This is a genomic window from Dyella marensis, from assembly GCF_900112865.1.
Taxonomy (GTDB): domain Bacteria; phylum Pseudomonadota; class Gammaproteobacteria; order Xanthomonadales; family Rhodanobacteraceae; genus Dyella_D; species Dyella_D marensis_A.
Genome location: NZ_FONH01000005.1, coordinates 168657 through 189388, shown reverse-complemented (window position 1 = coordinate 189388; position 20732 = coordinate 168657). Strand labels below are relative to the sequence as shown.

The following is a 20732-nucleotide window of genomic DNA, read 5'->3' as shown; positions in this document are numbered from 1 at the left end:
AAGCGGGAAACATTCGGATATTCTCCAATGTAAACGTTTACATCAAGCCGCGACGCGGCATGCCGAGATCCCACCATGACCCGTAGCTACCGTTTCCCCGAAGGCTTCCTGTGGGGCGCCGCCACCTCCGCCTACCAGATCGAGGGCTCCCCGCTGGCCGACGGCGCCGGCCCGAGCATCTGGGAACGCTTCGCCCACACGCCCGGGATGATGGTCGGCGGGGACACCGGCGACATCGCCTGCGACCACTACCGCCGCTACAAGGACGACGTGCAGCTGATGAAGGCGCTGGGCCTGCACGGCTACCGCTTCTCCATCGCCTGGGCGCGCGTGCTGCCGGAGGGCACCGGCCGGGTCAACGAGAAGGGCCTGGATTTCTACAAGCGCCTGGTCGACGAGCTGCTGGAAAACGGCATCGCGCCCAACGCCACCCTGTTCCACTGGGACATGCCGGCCGCGCTCGACGACCGCGGCGGCTGGCTCAACCGCGACAGCGCGCATTGGTTCGCCGAATATGCCGAGGTGATGTTCAAGGCGCTGGACGGCCGCGTGCAGCGCTGGGCCACGCTCAACGAGCCGTGGGTGGTCACCGACGGCGGCTACCTGCACGGCGCGCTGGCCCCGGGTCACCGCAGCAAGTACGAGGCGCCGATCGCCGCGCACAACCTGATGCGCGCCAGCGGCGCCGGCATCCAGGCCTATCGCGCGCACGGCAAGCATGAGATCGGCGTGGTGTTCAACATCGAGCCGAAGTACCCGCACTCGCAGAGCGCCGACGACCTGGCCGCCACCCGCCGCGCGCATGCCTACATGAACGAGCAGTTCGCCGATCCGGCCCTGCTGGGCAGCTATCCGCCGGAGCTGAAGGAAATCTTCGGCGAGGCCTGGCCGGACTTCCCGGCGGACGACTTCAAGCTGACCCGGCAGAAGGTCGATTTCGTCGGCATCAACTACTACACCCGCGCCGTGGTGAAGCACGACCCGAACCAGTACCCGCTGAAGGCCTCGCCGGTGCGCCAGGCCAACAAGACCTACACCGAGACGGGCTGGGAAGTGTTCGAGCAGGGCCTCACCGACACGCTCACCTGGTTCAAGGACCGCTACGGCGACATCCCGCTGTACATCACCGAGAACGGTTCGGCCTTCTACGATCCGCCGGTGGCCGAGGGCGAGGTGCTGGACGATCCCCTGCGCACCGGCTATCTGCGCAAGCATCTGCGGGCCCTGCACAAGGCGATCGAGGCCGGCGTCAACCTCAAGGGCTACTACGCCTGGTCGCTGCTGGACAATCTGGAATGGTCCCTGGGTTTCTCCAAGCGCTTTGGCCTGTACCATGTCGATTTCGCCACGCAGAAACGCACGCCGAAGGCGACGGCGAAACTCTATGCCAGGGTCATCGAGAGCAACGGCGCGGTGCTGGACGATTGAGCCCGCACCCGGCACGCTTTGCGTGATCCGTTGCCAGGACCGTTCATGAGCTCGACTTCCAGCGCCAAGACCCTGCTCGCCGACCTCGGCGGCACCAATGTCCGCTTCGCCCTGGCCGACCCGGCCCTGCCCCAACCGCTGCTGCTGGACAGCGTGCGGCGGTACCGGGTCAAGGACTTCCCGTCCATGGCCGACACCATCCGCCAGTACTTCGCCGACAGCGGCCTGTCCGCCGGGCGCGCGGTGATCGCCGCGGCCGGCCGCATCGTCGACGGCGAGACGGTGAAGGTCACCAACAATCCCTGGCAGGTCTCGGCGCACGGGCTGGCCGCGGACCTGAAGTTCGACTCGGTGCGCCTGATCAACGACTTCGCCGCGCAAGGCATGGCGGTGCCGCTGCTGGCCTGCAACGAACTGCAGCCGGTCGGCGCGCCGCAGCCGCCGAAGATCGGCGCGCACCATTCGCAGACTTTCGTGGTGGTCGGTCCCGGCACGGGCCTGGGCGTCGCCGGCCTGCTGCTGCGCGACGGCCGCTGGACGGTGCTGGAAACCGAAGGCGGCCACGCCGGCTTCGCCGCGCATACCGCCGAGGACGTGGAGATCCTGCACCGCCTCAACGCCCGCTTCGGACGCGTCTCGAACGAGCGCATGATCTGCGGCAACGGCCTGGTCAATCTCTATCTCGCCCTGGCCGACATCGAAGGCCTCAAGGCCGAGGAATACACCCCCGAGGACATCACCACGCGCGCCAACGCCGGCACCGATCCGCTGTGCGTGCGCACGGTAGAGACGCTGGCCGGCATCTTCGGCAGCGTAGCCGGCGACCTGGTGCTGAGCCTGGGCGGCTGGGACGGCGTGTTCCTCACCGGCGGCGTGCTGCCGATCCTGCTGCCGTGGCTGCAGCATGGCGGCTTCCGCGAGCGCTTCGAATCGAAGGGGCGCTTCAAGGAGACCATGGAGCAGGTGCCGACGGTGGCGATGATGCATGCCGAGACGGGGCTGCTGGGAGCGGCGGCGTTTGCGGTGCTGGAGAGTGGCAGGCCGCTGGTGCCTGCGGCGGGCTGAGCGACAACTCTCAACTGTGAAATCCTTCTCCCTCCGGGAGCACGCGGGGAGCGCACACGGATGTGCGCGGCTCTGAGGAGCGAGGAAGGTGCCGGCAGGCGGATGAGGGTACGACCGGAGTCGTGCACATCACTCTCGCGCTCCGCCCGTACCCTCACCCCAACCCCTCTCCCGACGGGAGAGGGGCTTTACGTTCCGCGCGGCTTGGCCCGATGCGTCGGCGTCGCGCTCCACGGATCGTCCGGCCACGGATGCCGCGGATAACGTCCCTTCAATTCCTTCTTCACTTCCGGATAGGTGCGCTCCCAGAAGCCTTTCAGATCCTGCGTGACCTGGATCGGGCGGCCCGCGGGCGACAGCAGGTGCAGCGTCACCGGCACGCGGCCGTTGCCCACGCGCGGTGTATCGGCCAGGCCGAACAGTTCCTGCAGCTTCACCGCCAGCACCGGCGGTTCGCCGGCGGCGTATTCGATGCGGCGGCTCATGCCGCTGGGCACGGTGAGGTTCTCCGGTGCATGCGTGTCGAGCGCGCGGCGCTGCTCGTAGTCGAACAGCGAGCCCAGCGCCTGCGACAGCTCTTCCGCGCTGAGCGCGTCGAAGCGGCGCTTGCCGTCGAGATACGGCGCCAGCCACGACTCCAGCGAATCCAGCAGTGCCTGGTCGCTGACATCCGGCAAGCCGAGCTCCGGCATCCACTCGCGCACGGCCTGCATGCGCAGGCGCAGGCGGCGTGCGTTCTCGCTCCAGGGCAGTGCATCCAGCCCCTTGGCGCGGATCGCGGCGAGCAGTGCCGGCAATGCGTCCTCCGCCTGCACCGGCACGCTGCGGCGCGACAGCACGATGCTGGCGTAGCGGTGTTCGTCGAACGCTTCCACCGCATTGCGCTCGTCGTTCCAGCGCAGCGCGCGTTCGCGGCGGAACTGCGCGGGATAGTCGCGTTCGAGCGCGCGCGGATCGAGCGGCGCGGCGGCGAGGATCAGGCTGTCGCGCGCTTCGTAGCGCAGGTCCAGCGCGACCAGCCAGGGTTCGCCGAGCAGGGCGGTGCTTTCGTGCAGGCGCGCGCCGCGGCCATTGGCCAGGGTGTAGCGCAGGGGATTGTTGTCGTCGCGCCGCGCGACACGATCCGGAAACGCATGCAGCAGCAGATCGCCCACCGCATGGCTGTCGGGCACGCCGCTGGCCGCGGTGCGCAGGTCCAGGCGCTTGCGCCAGCCTTTGCTTGCTTGCTCGATCGCGGCCAGCGCGCCGGTGTCGGCGCCGCCGCGCGCACCGGCGGTGCGGCGGTCGCGCCAGGCGTGCAGCGCGTCGACCCTTGCGCGAAAGTCGTCGCTGCGTGCCTGCTCGCCACGCAATGGCGAGCGCGCTTCCATCAGCGCGAGCAGGTCGGCGACCAGGGCGTGCAGTTCCGCGGGTGCACGCAAGGCCGCGGCGGCGAGGCGCGGCGCGGCCCCCAGTTCCAGCATGCGGCGGCCCAGCGGCGTGATGCGCGTGCTGGCATCGAGCGCGCCGAGCGCGATCAGCAGCTCGCGCGCCTGCGCCAATGCGCCGGCCGGCGGCGCATCCAGCCACGGCAGCGCGCCGCTGTCGGCGGTGACGCCCCAGGCCGCCAGCTCCAGCGCCAGGCCCGACAGCTCGGCCTGCCCGATCTCCGCCGTGCGCGACGGCTCCAGCCGCCTGCTCTGCGCCCACAGGCGATACGCCGTGCCTTCGGCGACGCGTCCGGCGCGGCCCGCGCGCTGGTCGGCCGAGGCCTGCGAGATGTTCACCGTCTCCAGCCGCGTGAAGCCGGAGTTCGGATCGAAGCGCGGCTCGCGCGCCAGGCCGCTGTCCACCACCGCGCGGATGCCCGGCAGGGTCACGCTGGATTCGGCCACGTTGGTGGCCAGCACGATGCGCCGCGTGCCGGGCTCGGCCGGACTCAGCGCGGCCTGCTGTTCGGCCATCGACAGTTCGCCGTGCAGCGCGACCACGTCGATGTCGTCGCGCTCCAGCGTCTGCGCCAGCACGGCTTCGGCGCGGGCGATCTCGCGGCGCCCCGGCAGGAAGGCCAGCACGTCGCCGTCGTTTTCCTCCAGCGCCTGGCGCGCGACGCGGGCGAGGTGATGCTCGGTGCTCTCCTGCGTGCGTGCCGGCGGATAGTCGATGCGCACGGGATAGCTGCGGCCGGGACTGCTCAGCCGCGGCGCATCGAGCCACTGCGCGATGCGCTCGCCGTCGAGCGTGGCCGACATCACCACCAGGCGCAGCTCCGGCCGCAGCGTGGCCTGCACGTCCAGCGCCAGCGCCGCGCCGAGGTCGCCGGCCAGGTGCCGCTCGTGGAATTCGTCGAACAGGATGGCGCCGATGCCGGTCAGTTCCGGATCGTCCTGGATCAACCGGGTGAGGATGCCCTCGGTGACCACTTCGATGCGCGTCGCCGCGCTGACCTTCGACTCGAAGCGGATGCGGTAGCCCACGGTCTGCCCCGGTTCCTGGCCGAGCTGCCGCGCCATGAACTGCGCCGCCGCGCGCGCCGCGATGCGGCGCGGCTCCAGCATCAGCAGCTTGCCGCCGCCGAGCCAGGCTTCATCCAGCAGGGCCAGCGGGACCTGGGTGGTCTTGCCGGCGCCGGGCGGGGCTTCGAGCACGAGGCGCGGATGCGCCGCGAGCGAGGCGCGGATGTCCGGCAGCAGCGGGGTGATCGGGAACGCGAACGTCATCGCCGGAATGATACCGGGACCAGCCATCTCGACGGCGTAGGCGTAGGTTGGGGTGAGCGCAGCGAACCCCAACGCTGCGGTGCGATGCGAAGTTCGTTGGGGTTCGCTGCGCTCACCCCAACCTACGCCACCCCAATTACGTCACTTCGTCGGATACGGCTGCGCGGCCGGCGCCGTCGCCTGTCCCTGCCGCAGCGGCGCCAGCGATTCGAACTTCTGCTGGTATTCGTCGGTGATCTGCTTGGCTTCCTCGCTGCTGCCGATCACCTTGGGCGTGATCAGCACGATCAGCTCGGTGCGCGTGCGGTTGCGGTTGGTGGAGCCGAACAGGCGGCCCACCACCGGAATGCGGTTGAGGCCCGGGATGCCGGTGTCGGTGGTGCCGTCCTGCTGCGAGATCAGGCCGCCCAGCAGCACGGTCTGCCCGCTCTGCACCGCCACCTGGGTGCCCATCGAGCGCTGCGAGATGGTCGGGTTGGAGGCGCCGGCGGGATAGGTCGGCGAGCTCACCTGCTGCTGCACGTTGAGGTAGACCAGGCCGCCCGGATTCACGCGCGGCTGCACGTTGAGGATCACGCCGGTGTTGAGGTAGTTGACCTGGTTGTAGGTCGCCGTGCCCACGCCGGGGTTCACGCTGGTCTGGTTGATCGGCACCTGGTCGCCGACCTGGATCTGCGCGATCTGGTTGTTGAGCACCACCAGCGAGGGCGCGGACAGCGTCTTGGTGTTGCCGTTCTGCTCCAGCGCGCGCACCGCCACCTGCAGGTTGTGGTTGATGAAGGAATAGAAGAACGCATCGCCGGCCGAGGTGCTGGTGCCGGGGTTGTAGGTGACGCCGCCCTGGCCCAGTCCCCACTGCTGCTGGTTGCCCGGCTGGCCCGGCGTGTAGGTGCCGTTGCCGTTGTTGGTGCCGCCGATCAGGCCTTCGAGGTACCACTGCACGCCGAACTGGAACTGGCCGGTGAGCTTGACCTCCAGGATGCGCGTCTCGATCTGCACCTGCAGCGGCGTGTTGTCCAGCCGCTTGATCGCCGATTCGATCTCCGCCCATTGCGAGGGACGCGCGCGCACCAGCAGCTGGTTGTTGCTGTCCACCGAGCTGATGCGCACGCTGCCGTCCTCGGAGCTGTACTGCTGTGGCGCCTGATTGCCGCCGCTGCCGTTCTGCTGCGAGCCGAAGGTGCTGCCGATCGAGGCGCCGGGGCCGCCGAAGCCGCTGGTCTTGCTGCTGTCGGTGCCGTTGTTGAAACCCGCGCCGGAATTGATGCCGCTGTTGATGCCGCTGTTCAGCCCGTTGCTGTTGCCGCCCAGGCCGCCGGTGGTGTTGCTGCCGAAGCTGCCGGCGAGGCTGCCCATGCCGCTGCCGGAACCGTTGGCGTTGTCCGCGCCGCCCAGCGTGCTGCTGTTGAGGCCGGGACCGACGCGGCCGCCGGAACCGCCGTTGCCGCCGCCGCTGGCATAGATCTGCGCCAGGTACTGGGCGAGATCGGACGCCTTGATGTTGCGCACGTCATAGACGAACAGCTGCGGCTCGTTGCCGCCGCCGCGATCGATCTTCTCGATCCACTGCCCCACTTCCTGCAGGTAGTTCGGCTGGGTGCTGATCACCACCAGCGCATTGGTGCGCTCGATCGGGATGAAGCGCAGCATGCCGGCCAGCGGCGTGTCGCCCTTGGCGCCGAACATGCCGTCCAGCTTGGGCATCAGCTCGGCCACGCTGGCGCGCTGCAGGTTGAACACGCCGACCGACATGCCGCGCAGCCAGTCCACGTCGAAGGTGTTGATGGTGCGCTGGTAATTGGCCAGCTCCTGCGGCGAGCCGGCCAGCACGACCAGGTTGCGCGAGGGATCGACCAGCAGGATCGATTCCGGCCGCGCGAACGGCTTGATCAGCTTCTGCATCTCGGCGGCCGAGATGTAGCGCAGCGGGAACAGGCGTGCCTGCATGCCGGCGGCCGGCGCCGAAGCGCCGAGGCTGGGCACCAGGTTGCCGGCGACGGCTTCCTTGGCCGGCACCACCACGTAGCCGCCGTTGCGCTTGATCAGCGCATTGCCGGTCCACGACAGCAGGGTTTCCAGGATCGGCATCGCCTGGCTGGAATCCACCGGCTCGGCCGTGGCGAACGAAATATTGCCCTGCACGCCCGGCGCGATGGTGTAGTTCTGCTTGAGCAGGTCGCCCAGGATCGCCTTCACCACCGCCTGCACCGGCTGGTTCTCGAAGTTGAAGGTGACCGCACCGTCGCCGCTGGCCGGCGTGCGCGGCGTGGCCAGCGCGGAAGGACGGATGAAGTTGCCGCTGCCTTCGCTGATCTGCGGCGCGATGCTCTTGCCGTCCGGGGGATTCAGGCCGGTGTTGAGCGGCAGCGGCGGCGGCACCGGCTTCTCGGTGCCGGCCATCGCCTCGCGCTGCAGCGCGCCGTCGTCCTTCGGCGGCGGCATGGAAGCACAACCGGCCATCCAGACGGCCAGTGCGAGGGTGCCGATGCGGCATGCCGGCTTGATGAAGTAAGGGGACATGGATCAGTGTGCTCCTTCAGGATTGCCGGCTTGCTGTTGCTGCTGTTGTTGTTCGGCGCGCCGCTTCTGGATAGCCGCCTTGAGCTGGCGGATGCGCTCGGCCTGCAGGCTGCTTTCCGCCTGCTGCGGGCGTGGTTCGTTGCTGTCGGGCGGCGGCTGCGGCGCGATGCCGGGCCCCACGCGCTGGACGGCGCCGGGCGGCACCGCGATCGGACCGGACATGTTGCCGGGCGGCGGTGGCTGCGGCTGGTTGTCGGTCTTGGGTGCGTCGATCGGCGCGCCGGCGGGCAGTTCCAGTTCGGTGCGGCCGCTGCCGGATTCGAACACCGCCGAGCGCGGCTTCACTTCCACCAGCTTCCAGCTGCCGTCCGGCAGCGCGGCGCCTTCGGCCACGCGCACGTCGGCGTCCTGGCCGCGCGTGTGCAGCAGGGCCATGTGCAGCTTCGAGGTGAGGATGATGCCGGTCAGCTGCATCTCGCCCAGGCTGGCGCCGCCCTTGGCGGCGCGCGTGACCGGCTTGCGGTCCGGATTGAACACCGGCTGCTGCCACACGATGCCGAACTGCTCCAGCGGCAAGGGCCTGGGCAGGTCGGCGGCGCTGTCGTGCATGTCCGGCAGCGGCTCGGTCGGGCGCGGCGGATCCCAGCGCACGCCACGGCCGACGCCGGCCAGCAGCACCACCAGCAGCAGGGCCAGCACGCCGGCCGCGCCGGCGAGCATGGGGGTCAGGCGACGTTGCGCGGCGGCGTTCATGCGTCGTCCTCCCCGGCCGGCTGCTGCGGCGCGGCGGGTGCGGCGTTGTTGCCGCTTGCCGTGGCCTGGCGCACGTAGCCGCTGAGCGTGAACTGCACTTCCAGCGGCGGCGCGGCGCCGCCCTGCTGCGCGGCGACCGGGTTGCGGTAGATGCTCATCTCATTGATGAAGAGGTAGGGCGTGCCCTGCTCCAGGTCGTGCAGCACCGCCGCCAGCGGCTGCATGTCGCAGCGCAGGCTGATGCTCACCGCCACCTTGCGGTACGGCTCGTTGTCCGCCGCGCCCGGATTGGGCACCGGCATCTTCTGGCTCACTTCGCAGGTGCCTCCTTCGGCATGCGCGCCGACCACGTCGACCACGCGCTGCATCAGGCCCGCCGCCGCCGCGTTCGGATCGTCCTCGGGCAGGAAGGCGTTATTGGTCGCCTGGCCCTGGCCGAGCATGGCGATGCGCTTTTCCAGCTGCGGCTTCTCGGCGATGGCGGCGGCGAAGCGCGATTGGGTGTCGCGCAGGTCGGCCATCTGCGCGTTGACGTCGAGCATCGGCGCCACGAACCACCAGTGCAGCAGCGCGAAATACGCGATCACCACGGCGACCAGCGCCAGCAGGATCGCCGCGATGCGGCTGTCGCGGGGTTTCATCGCGGCCAGCTTCACGGCTTGTCTCCACTGCTGGCCGCCGGCGCCGCGCCCGCGCGCGCCGGCTTGGGCGGGGTCTTCTTGCGCAGCTGCGCGACCATGTAGAAGCGTTCCTTGCCGGTCTGCGGGTCGGCCTGGATGGTGCCCTGGAAATTCGGATTGCTGATGACAGTGGAGTCCTTCAGCGCATCGACCAGGCGCGCCGCCTGCGGGCTCTGGCCCTGGAAGCCGACCTGGCCGGTGTTGTCCACGCTCAGGCGCTCCAGCCACGCGGTCAACGGCAGGCGCTGGCTGAGATCCTGCAGCACCGCCAGCGCGGAGGAGGTGTTCTTCTTGCGCTCGGCGAGGAAGCCGGCGGCGCCGGCGGTCTCCTGCAGCTGCTGGCGCAGCGCGCCGACCTTCTGCGCTTCGCCGCGCATGGTCTCGACCTGCGCCTGCATCTGGTCCAGCGCCTCGCGCCGGTTGTGCAGCCATTCGCCCAGCACCAGCCCGAGCAGCACCACGATCGCCGCGGCCAGGGCCAGATTCAGCCGCTGGCGCGGACGCGCGCGGCGCGGCGCCTGTTCCGGCGGCAGCAGATTGACGCCGCTGCGGCCGGCGCCGACGCCCAGGTCCACCGCATCCACCGCGATGCCGAGCTGGCCGAGCCGGCCCAGCAGCGGATCGAGCGTGGTGCGCGGCACCGCCACCAGTTCCGCGGCGATGCGGCCGGCCGGCGCGGGCGCGCCGGTTTCGCGGATGTCGTAGCGCACCTGCTCGGGGCGGAACGGCGTCTGCCGGTCCATCTCGAACGCGCCGACCTGGCGCAGCGTGTCGCGCGCGGCGGCGGGCAGCAGCAGCGGGCGGCGCAGCACCTGCGCGGCCGGCAGGCACAGCGCCAGGCGCAAGTCCTCGCGATCGACGCCGCGCAGGCCATCGGCCAGCGCGGCCTGCTGGGTGGAGGCGTCCAGTTCGTCGCTCCATTGCGCCAGCGCCTCGGACGAGCCGTCGCGGCGCAGCCGCCAGTCGGCGTCGACGCGCTCCAGCAGGTGCCAGGCCGCACCGCCGCCGAAGCGCGCGCGCAGGCCCGCCGGCAGCAGCGCGCCGAGCTCGGCGCCCCACCACGCGAAGAAGCGCGGCAATGGCGAGGCCCGCCACGCGCGGCGCACCTGTTCGAGCTGCGGTCGCAGCGAGCTGGTCATGCTCATTCCCCGTCTCCCTCCTGCCAGCGAAGCACCGCGTACGGTTGCGCTCCGGCCCTGGCTCCCTGCAGCCGCACCGTGGCACGCAGTATCGCCCGCGTGCCGTCCGGTAGCGTCGCCTCCGAACGAATACTATGCGTTACGCCCTGACTCGCGCCTAGGCCTTGTGAGGTACCTGCTTGCTGTCTTGCGGCGTAGGCCGCGTTCGCCTGGTCCGGCGTCATGCCGGGAATGGCCTGCATGGCCAGCGCCGGCGCGTAGTTCGGGTCGGGCGCGTTGCGGCCCGACCAGATCGTGATCGACGTCGAGATCTTGCGATACGTCGCGGGATCCATGCCCAGCACCATCTGCAGTTCCTCCAGGCTGGCGAACGGTCCGTGGCGCGGACCGTAGTCGCGGCCGGCGGCGAGATAGGCCGCGTTGTTGTTGAGATCCCCGGGATTGCCGAAGCTGCGCCATTCGACCACGTGCGTGGCCAGTTCGTTCGCCGGCCCGTCATTCATCCCGGCGGCGCGGAACAGTGCCTTGAGCACGTCCGGCGAGGAGGCGTTGATATCCACCTTGCCGCTTTCGTCGGTGATGCGGATGCCGACCTTGGCGTCGTCGAACTGGAACGGATATTCGCGCCCGTCCGGGATCCAGCGGCGGTCCGGCGAGGGCGTGAGCAGTGCGTAGATCGCGCGGGTCATGCCGGCTTCCGCGGCGTAATGCGCGCGCAACTGGGCGAACTGGTAGCGCGCCTGCAGGCCTTCGTTGCGCGCTAGCATGGCGTAGCCGCCGAGCACGATCGCCAGCAGCGTGCAGGCCCACAGCACCACCAGCAGCGCGACGCCGCGCTGGCGCACCGGCGGGAAGCTGTCGCGGAACTTGCTCATCGCGTCACCGGCTGGCGGCGCAGGCCGCGCAGCAGGTCCATCTGCTGGCCGGCGGCGGCATCGATGCGCAGCGGCGCATCCAGGCGCGGCCAGTCGTGCAGGCCGTCGAGCTTCAGCTCCACGCGCACCACCCGCGGCAGCAGGCGCGGGTCCGGCCAGGTCGCCTGCCAGCTGCCGGCCTGGTCGGGCAGATCCGGCGTGCGATAGCTGAAGTGGCCGTCGCGCACGTCGTCCATCAGCACCTCCGGTTCACCCAGCGGCTTGGCGTCGCTGCCGTCCGGCGGCAGCAGCGCAAAGCGCACTTCCAGGCGCGAACCGCCCTTGCCGTTGGACACCAGTTTCCACTCCTGCAACTGCGGCCCGAGCTTGCCCAGGTAGCCGGGCAGCGGCGCGACGAAGCGCATGCTCTGCGCGTCGCCGGTGAAATAGATGCTGTCGCCGTTCTGGTCGCGCCCCTGCGGCACGGCCTGGACCTGGGCCAGTTCCTGCCGCATGAACTGCTGGGTGGAACGCAGCTGGTCCAGCCGCTCCACCGCCGCCGAGCCGGAACGCACGCTGCGCGTGGCGGTGCGCACGCCGGAGTAGACGCCCAGCAGCAGCAGCGCCATCAAGGCCAGGGCGCCGAGCACTTCGAGCAGGCTGAATCCGCGCTGCGCGCGGCGGGAATCGGGAAGCAGCATGCGGCCAGGCGAAACGCTGCGCGCTGGCACCGATTCCCGATTCCCGATTCCCCATTCCCCGCTCTTCATCACTGCGGCCCGTTCTGCGGCACCGTCATCCGCAGCGTGCTGAAGTGCGCGGTGCGCTCGACGCGTCCCTGGCCCCACAGCACGTCCAGATCGAGCTTCATCATCTGCAGCGCCGAGGGCTGCTGCGGATCGGCGTCGGGCGGCGTCCATGGGGTGACGGTGAGGCGCCAGCGGTATTGCTGGTCGAAGCGGCCTTCGGTGTGGCCGGCCTTGAGCGGGCCTTCCGCATCGGCGGTATCGAGCAGGCTGCGCGCCCACAGCGCGGCACGGGTGTAGTCCGCGGCGTTGTTGGTCAGGCCGATCGAACCGCCGGTGACGCGCATCAGCGCGGTGAACGCGATCGCCAGCAGCAGGATCGCGGCGATCACTTCGAGAAGGCTGAAGCCTCGGGCGCCGCTTGCTCCACGCTCGATCACGTCGTCACCACGCTGACCGCGCCGGTCAGCCACGACACGTTGACCTGCCACTTGCGCTGCTCGCGCTGCAGGGTGATGTGGCCGCCGGTGGAGCTGCCGTCGGGAAAGAAGCGGATGCGCCCGGTGTGGTCGTCGGGCTGGTCTTCCCTGGCGCTGGTGATGCCGAGCTTCATGCCGGTGGGCAGGCGCACTTCGCGATGGTCGGCGCCCTTGTAGACACGCTTGCGCGTATCGACGTCGAACACCTGCTCCTTGCCGGTGACGATCGCCTGCGCGCGGGTGGCGCGCAGCGCGGCGGCCAGCTCCACGCTGGCGGCATTGACGCGCGCGCTGGCCAGGCCCTGCGACACCGACACGGACACCGCCGCCGCCGCGATCCCGATCAGCAGGATCACGGCGAGCATCTCCATCAGGGTGAAGCCGCGGGATCGGGCAACGGACGACGACGCACGGGCAGGCCCGATGGCGCATCGCGCCATCGTCCGTCGTCTATCGCCGACGCTCGCCCATCCCGCGCGCATCGCTTACTGCCAGTTGCCCGCGTCGGCGTTGTAGCCGTCGCCGCCGGGCTGGCCGTCCTGGCCGTAGAAGACCAGGTCGAAGCTGCCGTGCTCGCCGGGGTACTTGTAGCCGAAGGCATGGCCCCACGGATCCTTGAGCTCCGATTCCTTCGCATATGGGCCCTGCCAATTGCGCGCATTGGCGGGCTTGGCGATCAGGTCCTGCAGCTGCTGCGGCGGCGAGCCGTTGTCCAGCGCGTAGTTCTCGATCTTCTGGCTGAGCGTAGTGAGCTGGGCCTTGCCGGCGCCGTACTTGCCCTTGTCCACGTTCTTGCCGACCTGGGTCACCACCACCGCGCCGATGATGCCGATCAGCACGATCACGGCGAGCATTTCCAGCAGGGTGAAGCCACGGGCGCGCATGCCGTGCAGGGACAGGGTTCCGCGCTGCCCGCGCGGGGCCCGCTTCATCAAATGAGCCATCAGGTTTTCTCCGTTCTATGTCACTGAATATTGCTGGTCAGACTGAGCAGCGGCAGCAGGATCGCCGCCATGATGATGGCCACCATGATGGTCATCACGATGGTCAGCGCCGGCACCAGCGCGGCGAGCAGGCGGTCGATGGCGCGCTTGCTCTCCAGTTCGAAGGTGTCGGCCACCTTCAGCAGCATCGTGTCGAGCTGGCCGGCCTCCTCGCCCACCTGCACCATCTGCAGGGCCAGCCGCGGGAAGCGCTGCGACTGGGCCAGCGCCAGGCTGAGACCCGCGCCGCCCTTCACTTGTTCCGCGGCCTGGGCCAGCGCCTCGTCCAGGGCCCGGTTGGAGGTGACCTGGCGGGCGATGGTCAGCGCCGACAGCAGCGGCACGCCGTTCTTGACCAGGGTGCCCAGGGTGCGCGCGATGCGCGCGGTCTCGACCTTCAGCAGCAGCGGGCCGACCAGCCGCTTCTGCAGCAGCCGGCCGTGCCAGGCCAGGCGGTAGACCGGATCGCGCAGGCGCGCGCGCCACACGAAGATGCCGCCGCCGATCACCAGCATCAGCAGCCACCACCACGACTGGATGAGGTTGCCCAGCGCCAGCACCGCCTGGGTGATCAGCGGGATCGGCACCTGCATGTCCTCGAAGATCGGCACGAACTGCGGCACCACATAGGCCAGCAACAGCACCAGCGAGCCGAGCACGCCGACCATCAGGAAGGCCGGGTAAATGAGCGCGTTGACGATGCTGCCGCGCAACTGCTGGCTGCGTTCGAGGTAATCGGCCAGGCGGCGCAGGGTGTCTTCCAGCGAACCGCCGGCCTCGCCCGCGCGCACCAGGCTGATGTAAAGCTTGGGAAACACCCCGTGCTCTTCGTCGAAAGCCTGCGACAGCGTGGTGCCCCCGCGCACGCGGTCGCGCACCCGCTCGATCAGTTTCTTGGCGCGCTCGCCCTCGGGCAGGTCCATCAGGATGCCGAGCGCGCGGTCCAGCGGCTGGCCGGCGCCGAGCAGGGTCGCCAGCTGATGGGTGAACTGGGCCAGCTGGTCGCCGGTGAACGGCCCGCGCTTGAACAGTCCGCCGAGGCCGCCGGCGCTGCCGGCCTCGTTGGCGGGGCGCGCTTCCAGCGGCGTATGGCCCTGGTCCTGCAGCCGCGCGATGACCTCCTCGACGCTGGCCGCTTCCATCTCGCCCTGCACGATGTCGCCACCGTCGCTGACGGCGCGGTAATGGAACTGGCTCATGCGCGGCTGCCGCTCGCGCGGGGAATGGGGAATAGGGAATAGGGAATAGGGGACAGCGCAGCGCAAGCCTCAGAAGCTTGGGCAGCAGATCTTTTATAGAGCGCATGGAATAACGGCAACGTCGGACCTTGCGCCGATTCCCTATTCCCTATTCCCCATTCCCAGCCCTCAGCCCTCCTGCGTGACACGCAGCACCTCCTCGATGGTGGTGATGCCGGCCACGGCCTTGGCGATGCCGTCCTCGTACATGGTGCGCATGCCCTCGGCGCGCGCCTGGCGTTCGATCACGCCGGCATCGGCGCGCTGCATAACCAGGCGGCGCAGCGGATCGGTCATCACCAGGAATTCCATGATGGCGCGGCGGCCGCGATAGCCGGTGGGATTGGCCGTGCTGCTACCGGGCTTCCACAGGCGGATCGGGCGCTCGTCGGTGTACTTGTGCAGCTCGAACTGCTCGATCACCTCGGGCATCGCCTCGTAGGGAGTCGCGGTTTCCGGATCCAGCCGGCGCACCAGGCGCTGGGCCAGGATGCCGTTGACGGTGGAGCCGAGCAGGTAATCCTCCACGCCCATGTCGAGCAGGCGCGTGATGCCGCCGGCTGCGCTGTTGGTATGCAGGGTGGACAGCACCAGGTGGCCGGTGAGCGCGGACTGGATCGCGATGCGGCAGGTTTCCAGGTCGCGCATTTCGCCGATCATGATCACGTCCGGATCCTGGCGCACGATCGAGCGCAGGGCGCCGGAGAAGTCCAGTCCGATCTGCGGCTTCACCTGGATCTGGTTGATGCCTTCGATCTGGTATTCGACCGGATCCTCGACGGTGATGATCTTGACGTCCGGCGTGTTGATCTTGGACAGCGCGGTGTACAGCGTGGTGGTCTTGCCCGAGCCGGTGGGGCCGGTGACCAGCAGGATGCCGTGCGGGCGCTCCAGCACATCGACGAAGCGCTGCTGGAACGACGAGGTGAAGCCCAGGGTGGAGAAGTCGAACACCACCGATTCGCGGTCGAGGATACGCATCACCACCGACTCGCCGAAGCTGGTCGGCACGGTGGATACGCGCAGGTCCAGCTCCTTGCCCTGCACGCGCAGCTGGATGCGGCCGTCCTGCGGCAGGCGGCGCTCGGCGATGTTGAGCTTGGCCATGATCTTGACGCGCGAGATCACCGCGGCGGTGGAGCTCGATGGCGGCGCTTCCACTTCGTGCAGCACGCCGTCGATGCGGTAGCGCACCTTCAGGCGGTTCTCGAACGGCTCGATGTGCACGTCGGAGGCGCGCTGTTCCACCGCGCGCTGCAGGATCAGGTTGACCAGGCGGATGACCGGAGCTTCGGAAGCGAGGTCGCGCAGATGCTCGACGTCGTCCTCCACCGCGGCGCCGCCGTCGAGGTTCTCCACGATGGTGCCCATGGCGGAGCGGCCGGAGCCGTAGTAGCGCTCGATCAGGTCGTCGATTTCCGAGCGCAGGCCGATGCGCAGCGTCACCGGCCGGCCGGCGGCCAGTTCCACCGCCTGCAGCGGATAGGTATCGGCCGGATCGGATACCAGCAGGGCCAGGCCGTCGTCGCCGTCGCGCACCGGCACCACATGGTGCAGCTTGAGGAAGCGCGCGGACAGCTCCAGTTCCGCCGGCGGCAGCTCGGGCGCCTCGCGCGCGGCCAGCAGCGGCGTGGCCAGCAGTTCGGACCAGGCCTCGGCCAGGTCGCGCTCGGACACCAGGCCCAGCCGGGCCATCAGCGCCGTCAGGGTGCCCTCGGGCGACTCCTCGTGCAGCCGCCGCGCCCGCGCCAGATCGCTGTCCTTCAGCCGCCCCCGTGCGACCAGCAGGTCGCATACCGCGGCTTCGCGGTTGCTCTCTGCGGCTCCTTCGCCGGGCGCCGGCTTAGCCACTGCCGACATCGCACACCCCACATCTTCAAGTCCAGGTCGCGCCCGCGATGCTCCATGCATCGCCCCTGTCGGGCGAGTGAAGCGCCATTGTTAACACAACCTTCGTGGCAGTGGCGAGCATGCGCCTGCGGCACTGAGATGTCGTAAGAAAAAGGCAAAAATCTCTGTCTTATTGGGCCAGCGGGCACCGGGGCGAAGGGTCGGAGCACCCGCACCCTTCGCCCCTGCCACAGGCATGGAACTCCTACCGGACCATGCCTTACCCCTCCCCAAGCTTCACAGACCCACGCCCAGGCCGACGCCTCCGGCGGTTTCGCCGCCGCCGGCGATCGCCGTGCCGAAGGTCAGCCGCGCCCGCGAGGTAAGTTGCCGCGAGAAACCGACCGACAGCGCCGCCTGGCTGCGATAGCCGCCCACGGCGACGCCCAGGCTGTCGCCGTCGAAACCGTGCGTGCTGGATGCCATCAGCGACATGGCGATGCCGATCGCACCAACCCGGTTGATGCGCGTATCGAGGGTATTGAACTGGTCGTTGACGCGCTGCCGCAACGCATCGAGATCACCGCGGCTGGCGAGGCCGCTGAGTTTCTGGTCGGTATAGGCCTTGGACTGGGTCAGCGTTTGCCTATCGCCGGCGTCGGCATAATTCTTGGCGGTGGTGAGCGCTTCCTGCACCTGGCTACTGTCAGCGGCTGGCGCACCGCTGGCCAGGCGCCGATCCAGTTCGGCGATACGGTTATTGAGGTCACCGATCCCACTGTTCACCGAACCGTCGAGCAGGCCGATGGCGCTCCGGACCTGGCCCAGATTGACCGCATCGGTGGCCTCGGTGCCCGCCGCCAGGTGGGTGATCTGCCGTTCGGCGCCGGCACGTCCCACCGACACCACATTGTCGCGGGTCGCCTGGGCGCCGGCGCCTAGCGCGATGCTGCCGAAACCGCTGGCATTGGCGTTTGCGCCGAAGGCCATGCTCGCCGCGCCGGAAGCCACGGCTCCATAGCCGACGGCCAGCGACTGCTCCCCGCCGGCGTTGGCCCAAGCGCCCAAGGCGGTGCCGTACGAACCGTTCGCTGTCGCGCTGGGACCATAGGCTGCGGCGTACAAGCCTTCGGCCCTGGCGTACGAGCCCACGGCCACGCTGCCACCGCCGGAGGCGATCGCATTCGCACCGTAGGCCGCACTGCTCACGCCGGATGCGGCGGCGGCGTAACCGGCGGCTATCGCATAGTCGGCATTGGTGTTCGCTCCGCTGCCAAGTGCTGTCGCTCCGATGCCGAAGGCATTGGCATTGGCACCCAACGCGCTGCTGTTCGCGCCATCGGCGTAACTGGCATAGCCCACCGCCACGCTCTCGGCCCCTCCCGCGATGCTGTTGACACCGTAGGCGCTGGCGCCGGTCCCCAGCGCCTGACTGTTGGCGCCGGTGGCAGTGCTGTTCGCCTGGTCGGCAAGGGCCTTGTCGCCCACAGCCGTAGCGCGATCACCATTAGCCGCCGCGCCATTGCCGCTGGTCGTGGTGCCGGTCGGCGCGGTCTGCGCCACGGCGGCGGTGCTTCCGCCCAGCGCCAGCCCGGCCGCCAAAGCCGAAAGACACAGGCCATGCAGCGATGCGCGCCGGATGTCGCCATGGAATTTGTTCATCGCATAGAACTCCTGCTATCGAGGCGCACGCCATCCCGCGGCTACACTCCAGCCGTCCGGCTGGCGAGACCGGAGCGGCATGGTTGTCATTGAAGATAGGTGGCCTGTACGGTCACGCCGGCATAGGCGCTGACGCCCACCACCTTGATGAAATACGCACCGGCCGCGGGACGCGCGACGACGACGCTCTCGCTGTTGAACGGATGCGCCGAACGGTAGTGATAGCTCGATGTCGTCGGCTCGCCGCCCATCTTCACCAGCAGCGACACGTCGCCGGTGCCGCCGAAGGTGCGGATGTTCAGCGCGCGGACGCCGGCCGGCACCGTGATCCGATAGATGCTTTCGCTGCCCAACGCACCGGCTTGCTTCGGCGCGACCTCACGGCTGTCCAGCTCAGTCACCACGGGACCGCCGCTGCCGCCCTTGCGCCAGCTTGCGTACTGCTTGGCCAGTTCCGTATCGCTGAGGCATGTATCGAGACTGCTGGCCTGCGCTGCTGTCAGCCATTGATCCTTCGCAAGTTTGTTCGCGTATTCACGCAGCGCCGTCGCGTAATCGCCTGCCGTGGCTGACGTTCCCGCGAGCAGCTTCGCCGTCGCCACGATGTTGGCACCGACGATCGCGCCGCCGGGCACCCAGGTCGGCACGCCGGTATCGCATAGCCCCAGCAACTGGCTGCCGGCATTGACACGCCAGCCTTCGTCCTGAAACAGCGATGGCGTCAGGTCGAGATTGAGGTGATCTCGTCCCTCGCCGCGCGGGTCATACGGCGTCATCAGCGGCGTGGGCCAAAGACTGGTATCGAAATGCACGAAAGACGTGCCTGGCACAAAGGTCCTGGGCGCAAAGAGCTTCACATTGCCATAGGAGTCCGTGCCGGAACGCACCAGGCGGATTTCGATGCGCAAGCCTTCGATATTCGCCTTGAACCAGTCGCCGTCAGCCTTCGATACCGCAACGACCGGCAAGCCGCCCGTGACGGTTAGCGGGACTTCCGAAGCGACGCGATCATCGACAATGATCACGCCAGTTGCGCGCGCCGCCAGCGCAAAGCGCAGCTTGGTGTCAATGGAACAGTTGGCGCCGAAGTCAATCATGACGATATGGCCAGCCACTGCGGCCGCATTGTCCAGCTCGGTGCAGGCTTCCGCATTGGCGCCTGTCGCGGCGCGTATCACGGCACCGCTGATATCGGCGGTATTATTTACCCAGTAGTACCCATACTCGCCGGCCAGTGAGGCGGGAGCCGTCACATATAACGACTTGTAGGCATTCAGCGCGCGCGACGCGTCTGCGCTGACATGCGAGCCGGCGAAAACGAGATTGCCTTCGCTCGTCATGGCGCTCAGGCGCTGGGCATTGGTCATCTCGTACCACCACTTGCCCTGGGCGTGGTCGAAGACATTGCCGGCATAGATGTCGCCGAGCACCGTTCCGTCGTTGGCGACAGGTAATCGACCCGTGGTCCGATTGGTGAACGTCGTGAAGCCGAGGCCATGCGCGAACTCGTGCAACAAGGTGTGAAGAAAGTTGCGCTTCCCAGCCGCCTTGCCATCCAAGCCGAAATACCACTGATCCCCCTCAAGGCAACCGGGCGTACCGATATCGGAGTTAAATTCCGCTTTTATTTCGGACTGGGCAAAGTTTATGTCCGAGCCTCTGAGCGCGCTGGCAAGTGCAATGTGATACAGGGTATTAGGTTGAGCATCGGGCGGCTGCTGTCCAGGATTGAAATACACCGAACTGATAGCTCCGGCAGACCCCAATGCGGCTGTGTTGACGTCGCACGCCAGCCTCTTGAAGGTCGCATCGATGGTAATTGGCACCCGACTCCTGAGCACAGCGCCCCACAGCGAAGCGGCAAATTCGAAAGCGATGTGCGCCTGCTCGCCGCGGGTACGCCCCGGATTGCCGCCAACGGGCTCGGCCGGCGTCGGATCGTCCAGCCCTTTGCCAGTGCCCGCGTCGAGATTGTTCAAGCGGAAATCGGCGGCCACCGCGGCGCTCGCGCATGCCATCCCGGCCACCAACATTGCGCACCATGGCTTTTGACGGCTCACGGCACGGGCTCCTGCGCAACCGGCACCACCGGGCTTGCATGCCGTTCGTGGAACTTGCCGTCGGCACCGCGTTCGACCACCAGCGAGCTGTGAAATTGCTCCGGCGTGGGCGCCAGGTGGGCTTCGGTGCCGTCCTCCAGGCGCACGGTGCGCCAGCGGAAGCTCGCATCGTCCTGCGCGCCGGTAGCGGCTGAGCGGGGACGGATTGCGCGTTGTTGCTCGATCATGCTCGATAATTTCGCCTGCTCCGCCGCGGTGGGTTCGCGGACCTCGCCGGTGAGCGGATCGCGAAAGACGAGCTGGTGGCCCTGCGCCGCCACTGTCGATGCCGCCAACGACGGGCCATCGCCTGCCATGCTGGCCGTGGCGAGCATGGCCGTCAGCAGCAGGCCCAGCGCCTGGATGCAGTTCCTGTTTTTCAATGTCGCGTACTCCTCTCGGTGCAGCGCCCTGGCCATGGATTCGCCGATGGCCCGCGCCGAATGCGCACACCTCCCCGCCGATGGCGGAGCCATCGGCATGAAGATGAAATGGTTGGCCGATGCTGGTTGCCGCGGGAGGTTTTGCGCTCGGTCGGAACGAGCATGGCGTGAGTC

17 protein-coding genes are annotated in these 20732 nt (G+C 68.7%); 2 read left to right on the top strand and 15 right to left on the bottom strand.

All coding sequences use genetic code 11. The features are described from left to right. Window positions 1–75 precede the first annotated feature (75 nt). Both BM172_RS10405 and glk read left to right on the top strand, forming a co-directional pair. Entirely contained in the window at window positions 76–1428 is a 1353-nt protein-coding gene (locus BM172_RS10405) for a GH1 family beta-glucosidase (protein ID WP_026635473.1), read from the top strand. Window positions 1429–1473: 45 nt separating this feature from the next. Beyond that, window positions 1474–2493: a glucokinase gene (gene glk / locus BM172_RS10400; protein WP_026635472.1), complete on the top strand. Its 1020-nt coding sequence runs from the start codon at window positions 1474–1476 to the stop codon at window positions 2491–2493. 188 nt (window positions 2494–2681) lie between these two features. On the opposite strand, the gene hrpB is transcribed toward glk, so the two are convergent. The 15 genes from hrpB to BM172_RS10325 all read right to left on the bottom strand — a co-directional run bounded on the left by hrpB (window position 2682) and on the right by BM172_RS10325 (window position 20594). After that, on the bottom strand, window positions 2682–5192 hold the full coding sequence (hrpB, locus tag BM172_RS10395; RefSeq protein WP_035323411.1) for an ATP-dependent helicase HrpB: 2511 nt from the start codon (window positions 5190–5192) through the stop codon (window positions 2682–2684). Between the two features lie 141 nt (window positions 5193–5333). Continuing rightward, window positions 5334–7712, bottom strand: a complete 2379-nt coding sequence (gene gspD / locus BM172_RS10390; RefSeq protein ID WP_026635470.1) for a type II secretion system secretin GspD — start codon at window positions 7710–7712, stop codon at window positions 5334–5336. 3 nt (window positions 7713–7715) lie between these two features. Then, window positions 7716–8465: a hypothetical protein gene (locus tag BM172_RS10385; RefSeq protein ID WP_051548718.1), complete on the bottom strand. Its 750-nt coding sequence runs from the start codon at window positions 8463–8465 to the stop codon at window positions 7716–7718. Beyond that, window positions 8462–9121 (bottom strand): type II secretion system protein GspM, encoded by a 660-nt coding sequence (gspM, locus tag BM172_RS10380; protein ID WP_026635469.1) that lies wholly within the window; start codon window positions 9119–9121, stop codon window positions 8462–8464. The genes BM172_RS10385 and gspM overlap by 4 nt, the downstream gene beginning before the upstream one ends. Beyond that, window positions 9118–10290, bottom strand: coding sequence for a PilN domain-containing protein (locus tag BM172_RS10375; RefSeq protein WP_026635468.1), 1173 nt, complete (start codon window positions 10288–10290; stop codon window positions 9118–9120). The genes gspM and BM172_RS10375 overlap by 4 nt, the downstream gene beginning before the upstream one ends. Next, entirely contained in the window at window positions 10287–11159 is an 873-nt protein-coding gene (locus BM172_RS10370) for a type II secretion system minor pseudopilin (RefSeq protein ID WP_035323409.1), read from the bottom strand. The genes BM172_RS10375 and BM172_RS10370 overlap by 4 nt, the downstream gene beginning before the upstream one ends. After that, window positions 11156–11839 (bottom strand): prepilin-type N-terminal cleavage/methylation domain-containing protein, encoded by a 684-nt coding sequence (locus tag BM172_RS10365; RefSeq protein WP_035323405.1) that lies wholly within the window; start codon window positions 11837–11839, stop codon window positions 11156–11158. The genes BM172_RS10370 and BM172_RS10365 overlap by 4 nt, the downstream gene beginning before the upstream one ends. A gap of 68 nt (window positions 11840–11907) precedes the next feature. After that, window positions 11908–12357 carry a prepilin-type N-terminal cleavage/methylation domain-containing protein gene (locus BM172_RS10360; RefSeq protein WP_231504202.1) on the bottom strand — a complete coding sequence of 150 codons (450 nt, stop codon included), beginning with the start codon at window positions 12355–12357 and terminating at the stop codon, window positions 11908–11910. After that, complete coding sequence (locus BM172_RS10355) at window positions 12321–12803, bottom strand: GspH/FimT family pseudopilin (RefSeq protein WP_051548716.1); 483 nt, start codon at window positions 12801–12803, stop codon at window positions 12321–12323. The genes BM172_RS10360 and BM172_RS10355 overlap by 37 nt, the downstream gene beginning before the upstream one ends. Window positions 12804–12848: 45 nt before the next feature. Beyond that, window positions 12849–13247, bottom strand: coding sequence for a type II secretion system major pseudopilin GspG (gene gspG, locus BM172_RS10350; RefSeq protein ID WP_026635463.1), 399 nt, complete (start codon window positions 13245–13247; stop codon window positions 12849–12851). A gap of 80 nt (window positions 13248–13327) precedes the next feature. Then, on the bottom strand, window positions 13328–14545 hold the full coding sequence (gspF, locus tag BM172_RS10345) for a type II secretion system inner membrane protein GspF (protein WP_026635462.1): 1218 nt from the start codon (window positions 14543–14545) through the stop codon (window positions 13328–13330). A gap of 168 nt (window positions 14546–14713) precedes the next feature. Further along, a complete protein-coding gene (gene gspE, locus BM172_RS10340; protein ID WP_026635461.1) occupies window positions 14714–16444 on the bottom strand; it encodes a type II secretion system ATPase GspE in 1731 nt (576 codons plus the stop codon). A 267-nt stretch (window positions 16445–16711) separates the two neighbouring features. Further along, window positions 16712–18076 (bottom strand): YadA-like family protein, encoded by a 1365-nt coding sequence (locus BM172_RS10335; protein WP_026635460.1) that lies wholly within the window; start codon window positions 18074–18076, stop codon window positions 16712–16714. 86 nt (window positions 18077–18162) lie between these two features. Further along, a complete protein-coding gene (locus tag BM172_RS10330; RefSeq protein WP_143096499.1) occupies window positions 18163–20136 on the bottom strand; it encodes a PPC domain-containing protein in 1974 nt (657 codons plus the stop codon). Continuing rightward, on the bottom strand, window positions 20133–20594 hold the full coding sequence (locus BM172_RS10325; RefSeq protein ID WP_143096498.1) for a post-PEP-CTERM-1 domain-containing protein: 462 nt from the start codon (window positions 20592–20594) through the stop codon (window positions 20133–20135). Before BM172_RS10325 ends, BM172_RS10330 begins: the two co-directional genes overlap by 4 nt. Window positions 20595–20732: the final 138 nt, after the last annotated feature.

Coding starts and splice junctions, on each gene's coding strand:
- hrpB (WP_035323411.1), bottom strand. CDS start 5,192: ATGACGTTCGCGTTCCCGATCACCCCGCTGCTGCCGGACATCCGCGCC.
- gspE (WP_026635461.1), bottom strand. CDS start 16,444: ATGTCGGCAGTGGCTAAGCCGGCGCCCGGCGAAGGAGCCGCAGAGAGC.
- BM172_RS10370 (WP_035323409.1), bottom strand. CDS start 11,159: ATGAGCAAGTTCCGCGACAGCTTCCCGCCGGTGCGCCAGCGCGGCGTC.
- BM172_RS10335 (WP_026635460.1), bottom strand. CDS start 18,076: ATGAACAAATTCCATGGCGACATCCGGCGCGCATCGCTGCATGGCCTG.
- BM172_RS10385 (WP_051548718.1), bottom strand. CDS start 8,465: ATGAACGCCGCCGCGCAACGTCGCCTGACCCCCATGCTCGCCGGCGCG.
- BM172_RS10405 (WP_026635473.1), top strand. CDS start 76: ATGACCCGTAGCTACCGTTTCCCCGAAGGCTTCCTGTGGGGCGCCGCC.
- gspD (WP_026635470.1), bottom strand. CDS start 7,712: ATGTCCCCTTACTTCATCAAGCCGGCATGCCGCATCGGCACCCTCGCA.
- BM172_RS10325 (WP_143096498.1), bottom strand. CDS start 20,594: ATGGCCAGGGCGCTGCACCGAGAGGAGTACGCGACATTGAAAAACAGG.
- gspF (WP_026635462.1), bottom strand. CDS start 14,545: ATGAGCCAGTTCCATTACCGCGCCGTCAGCGACGGTGGCGACATCGTG.
- BM172_RS10365 (WP_035323405.1), bottom strand. CDS start 11,839: ATGCTGCTTCCCGATTCCCGCCGCGCGCAGCGCGGATTCAGCCTGCTC.
- BM172_RS10375 (WP_026635468.1), bottom strand. CDS start 10,290: ATGAGCATGACCAGCTCGCTGCGACCGCAGCTCGAACAGGTGCGCCGC.
- gspG (WP_026635463.1), bottom strand. CDS start 13,247: ATGCGCGCCCGTGGCTTCACCCTGCTGGAAATGCTCGCCGTGATCGTG.
- glk (WP_026635472.1), top strand. CDS start 1,474: ATGAGCTCGACTTCCAGCGCCAAGACCCTGCTCGCCGACCTCGGCGGC.
- BM172_RS10355 (WP_051548716.1), bottom strand. CDS start 12,803: ATGGCGCGATGCGCCATCGGGCCTGCCCGTGCGTCGTCGTCCGTTGCC.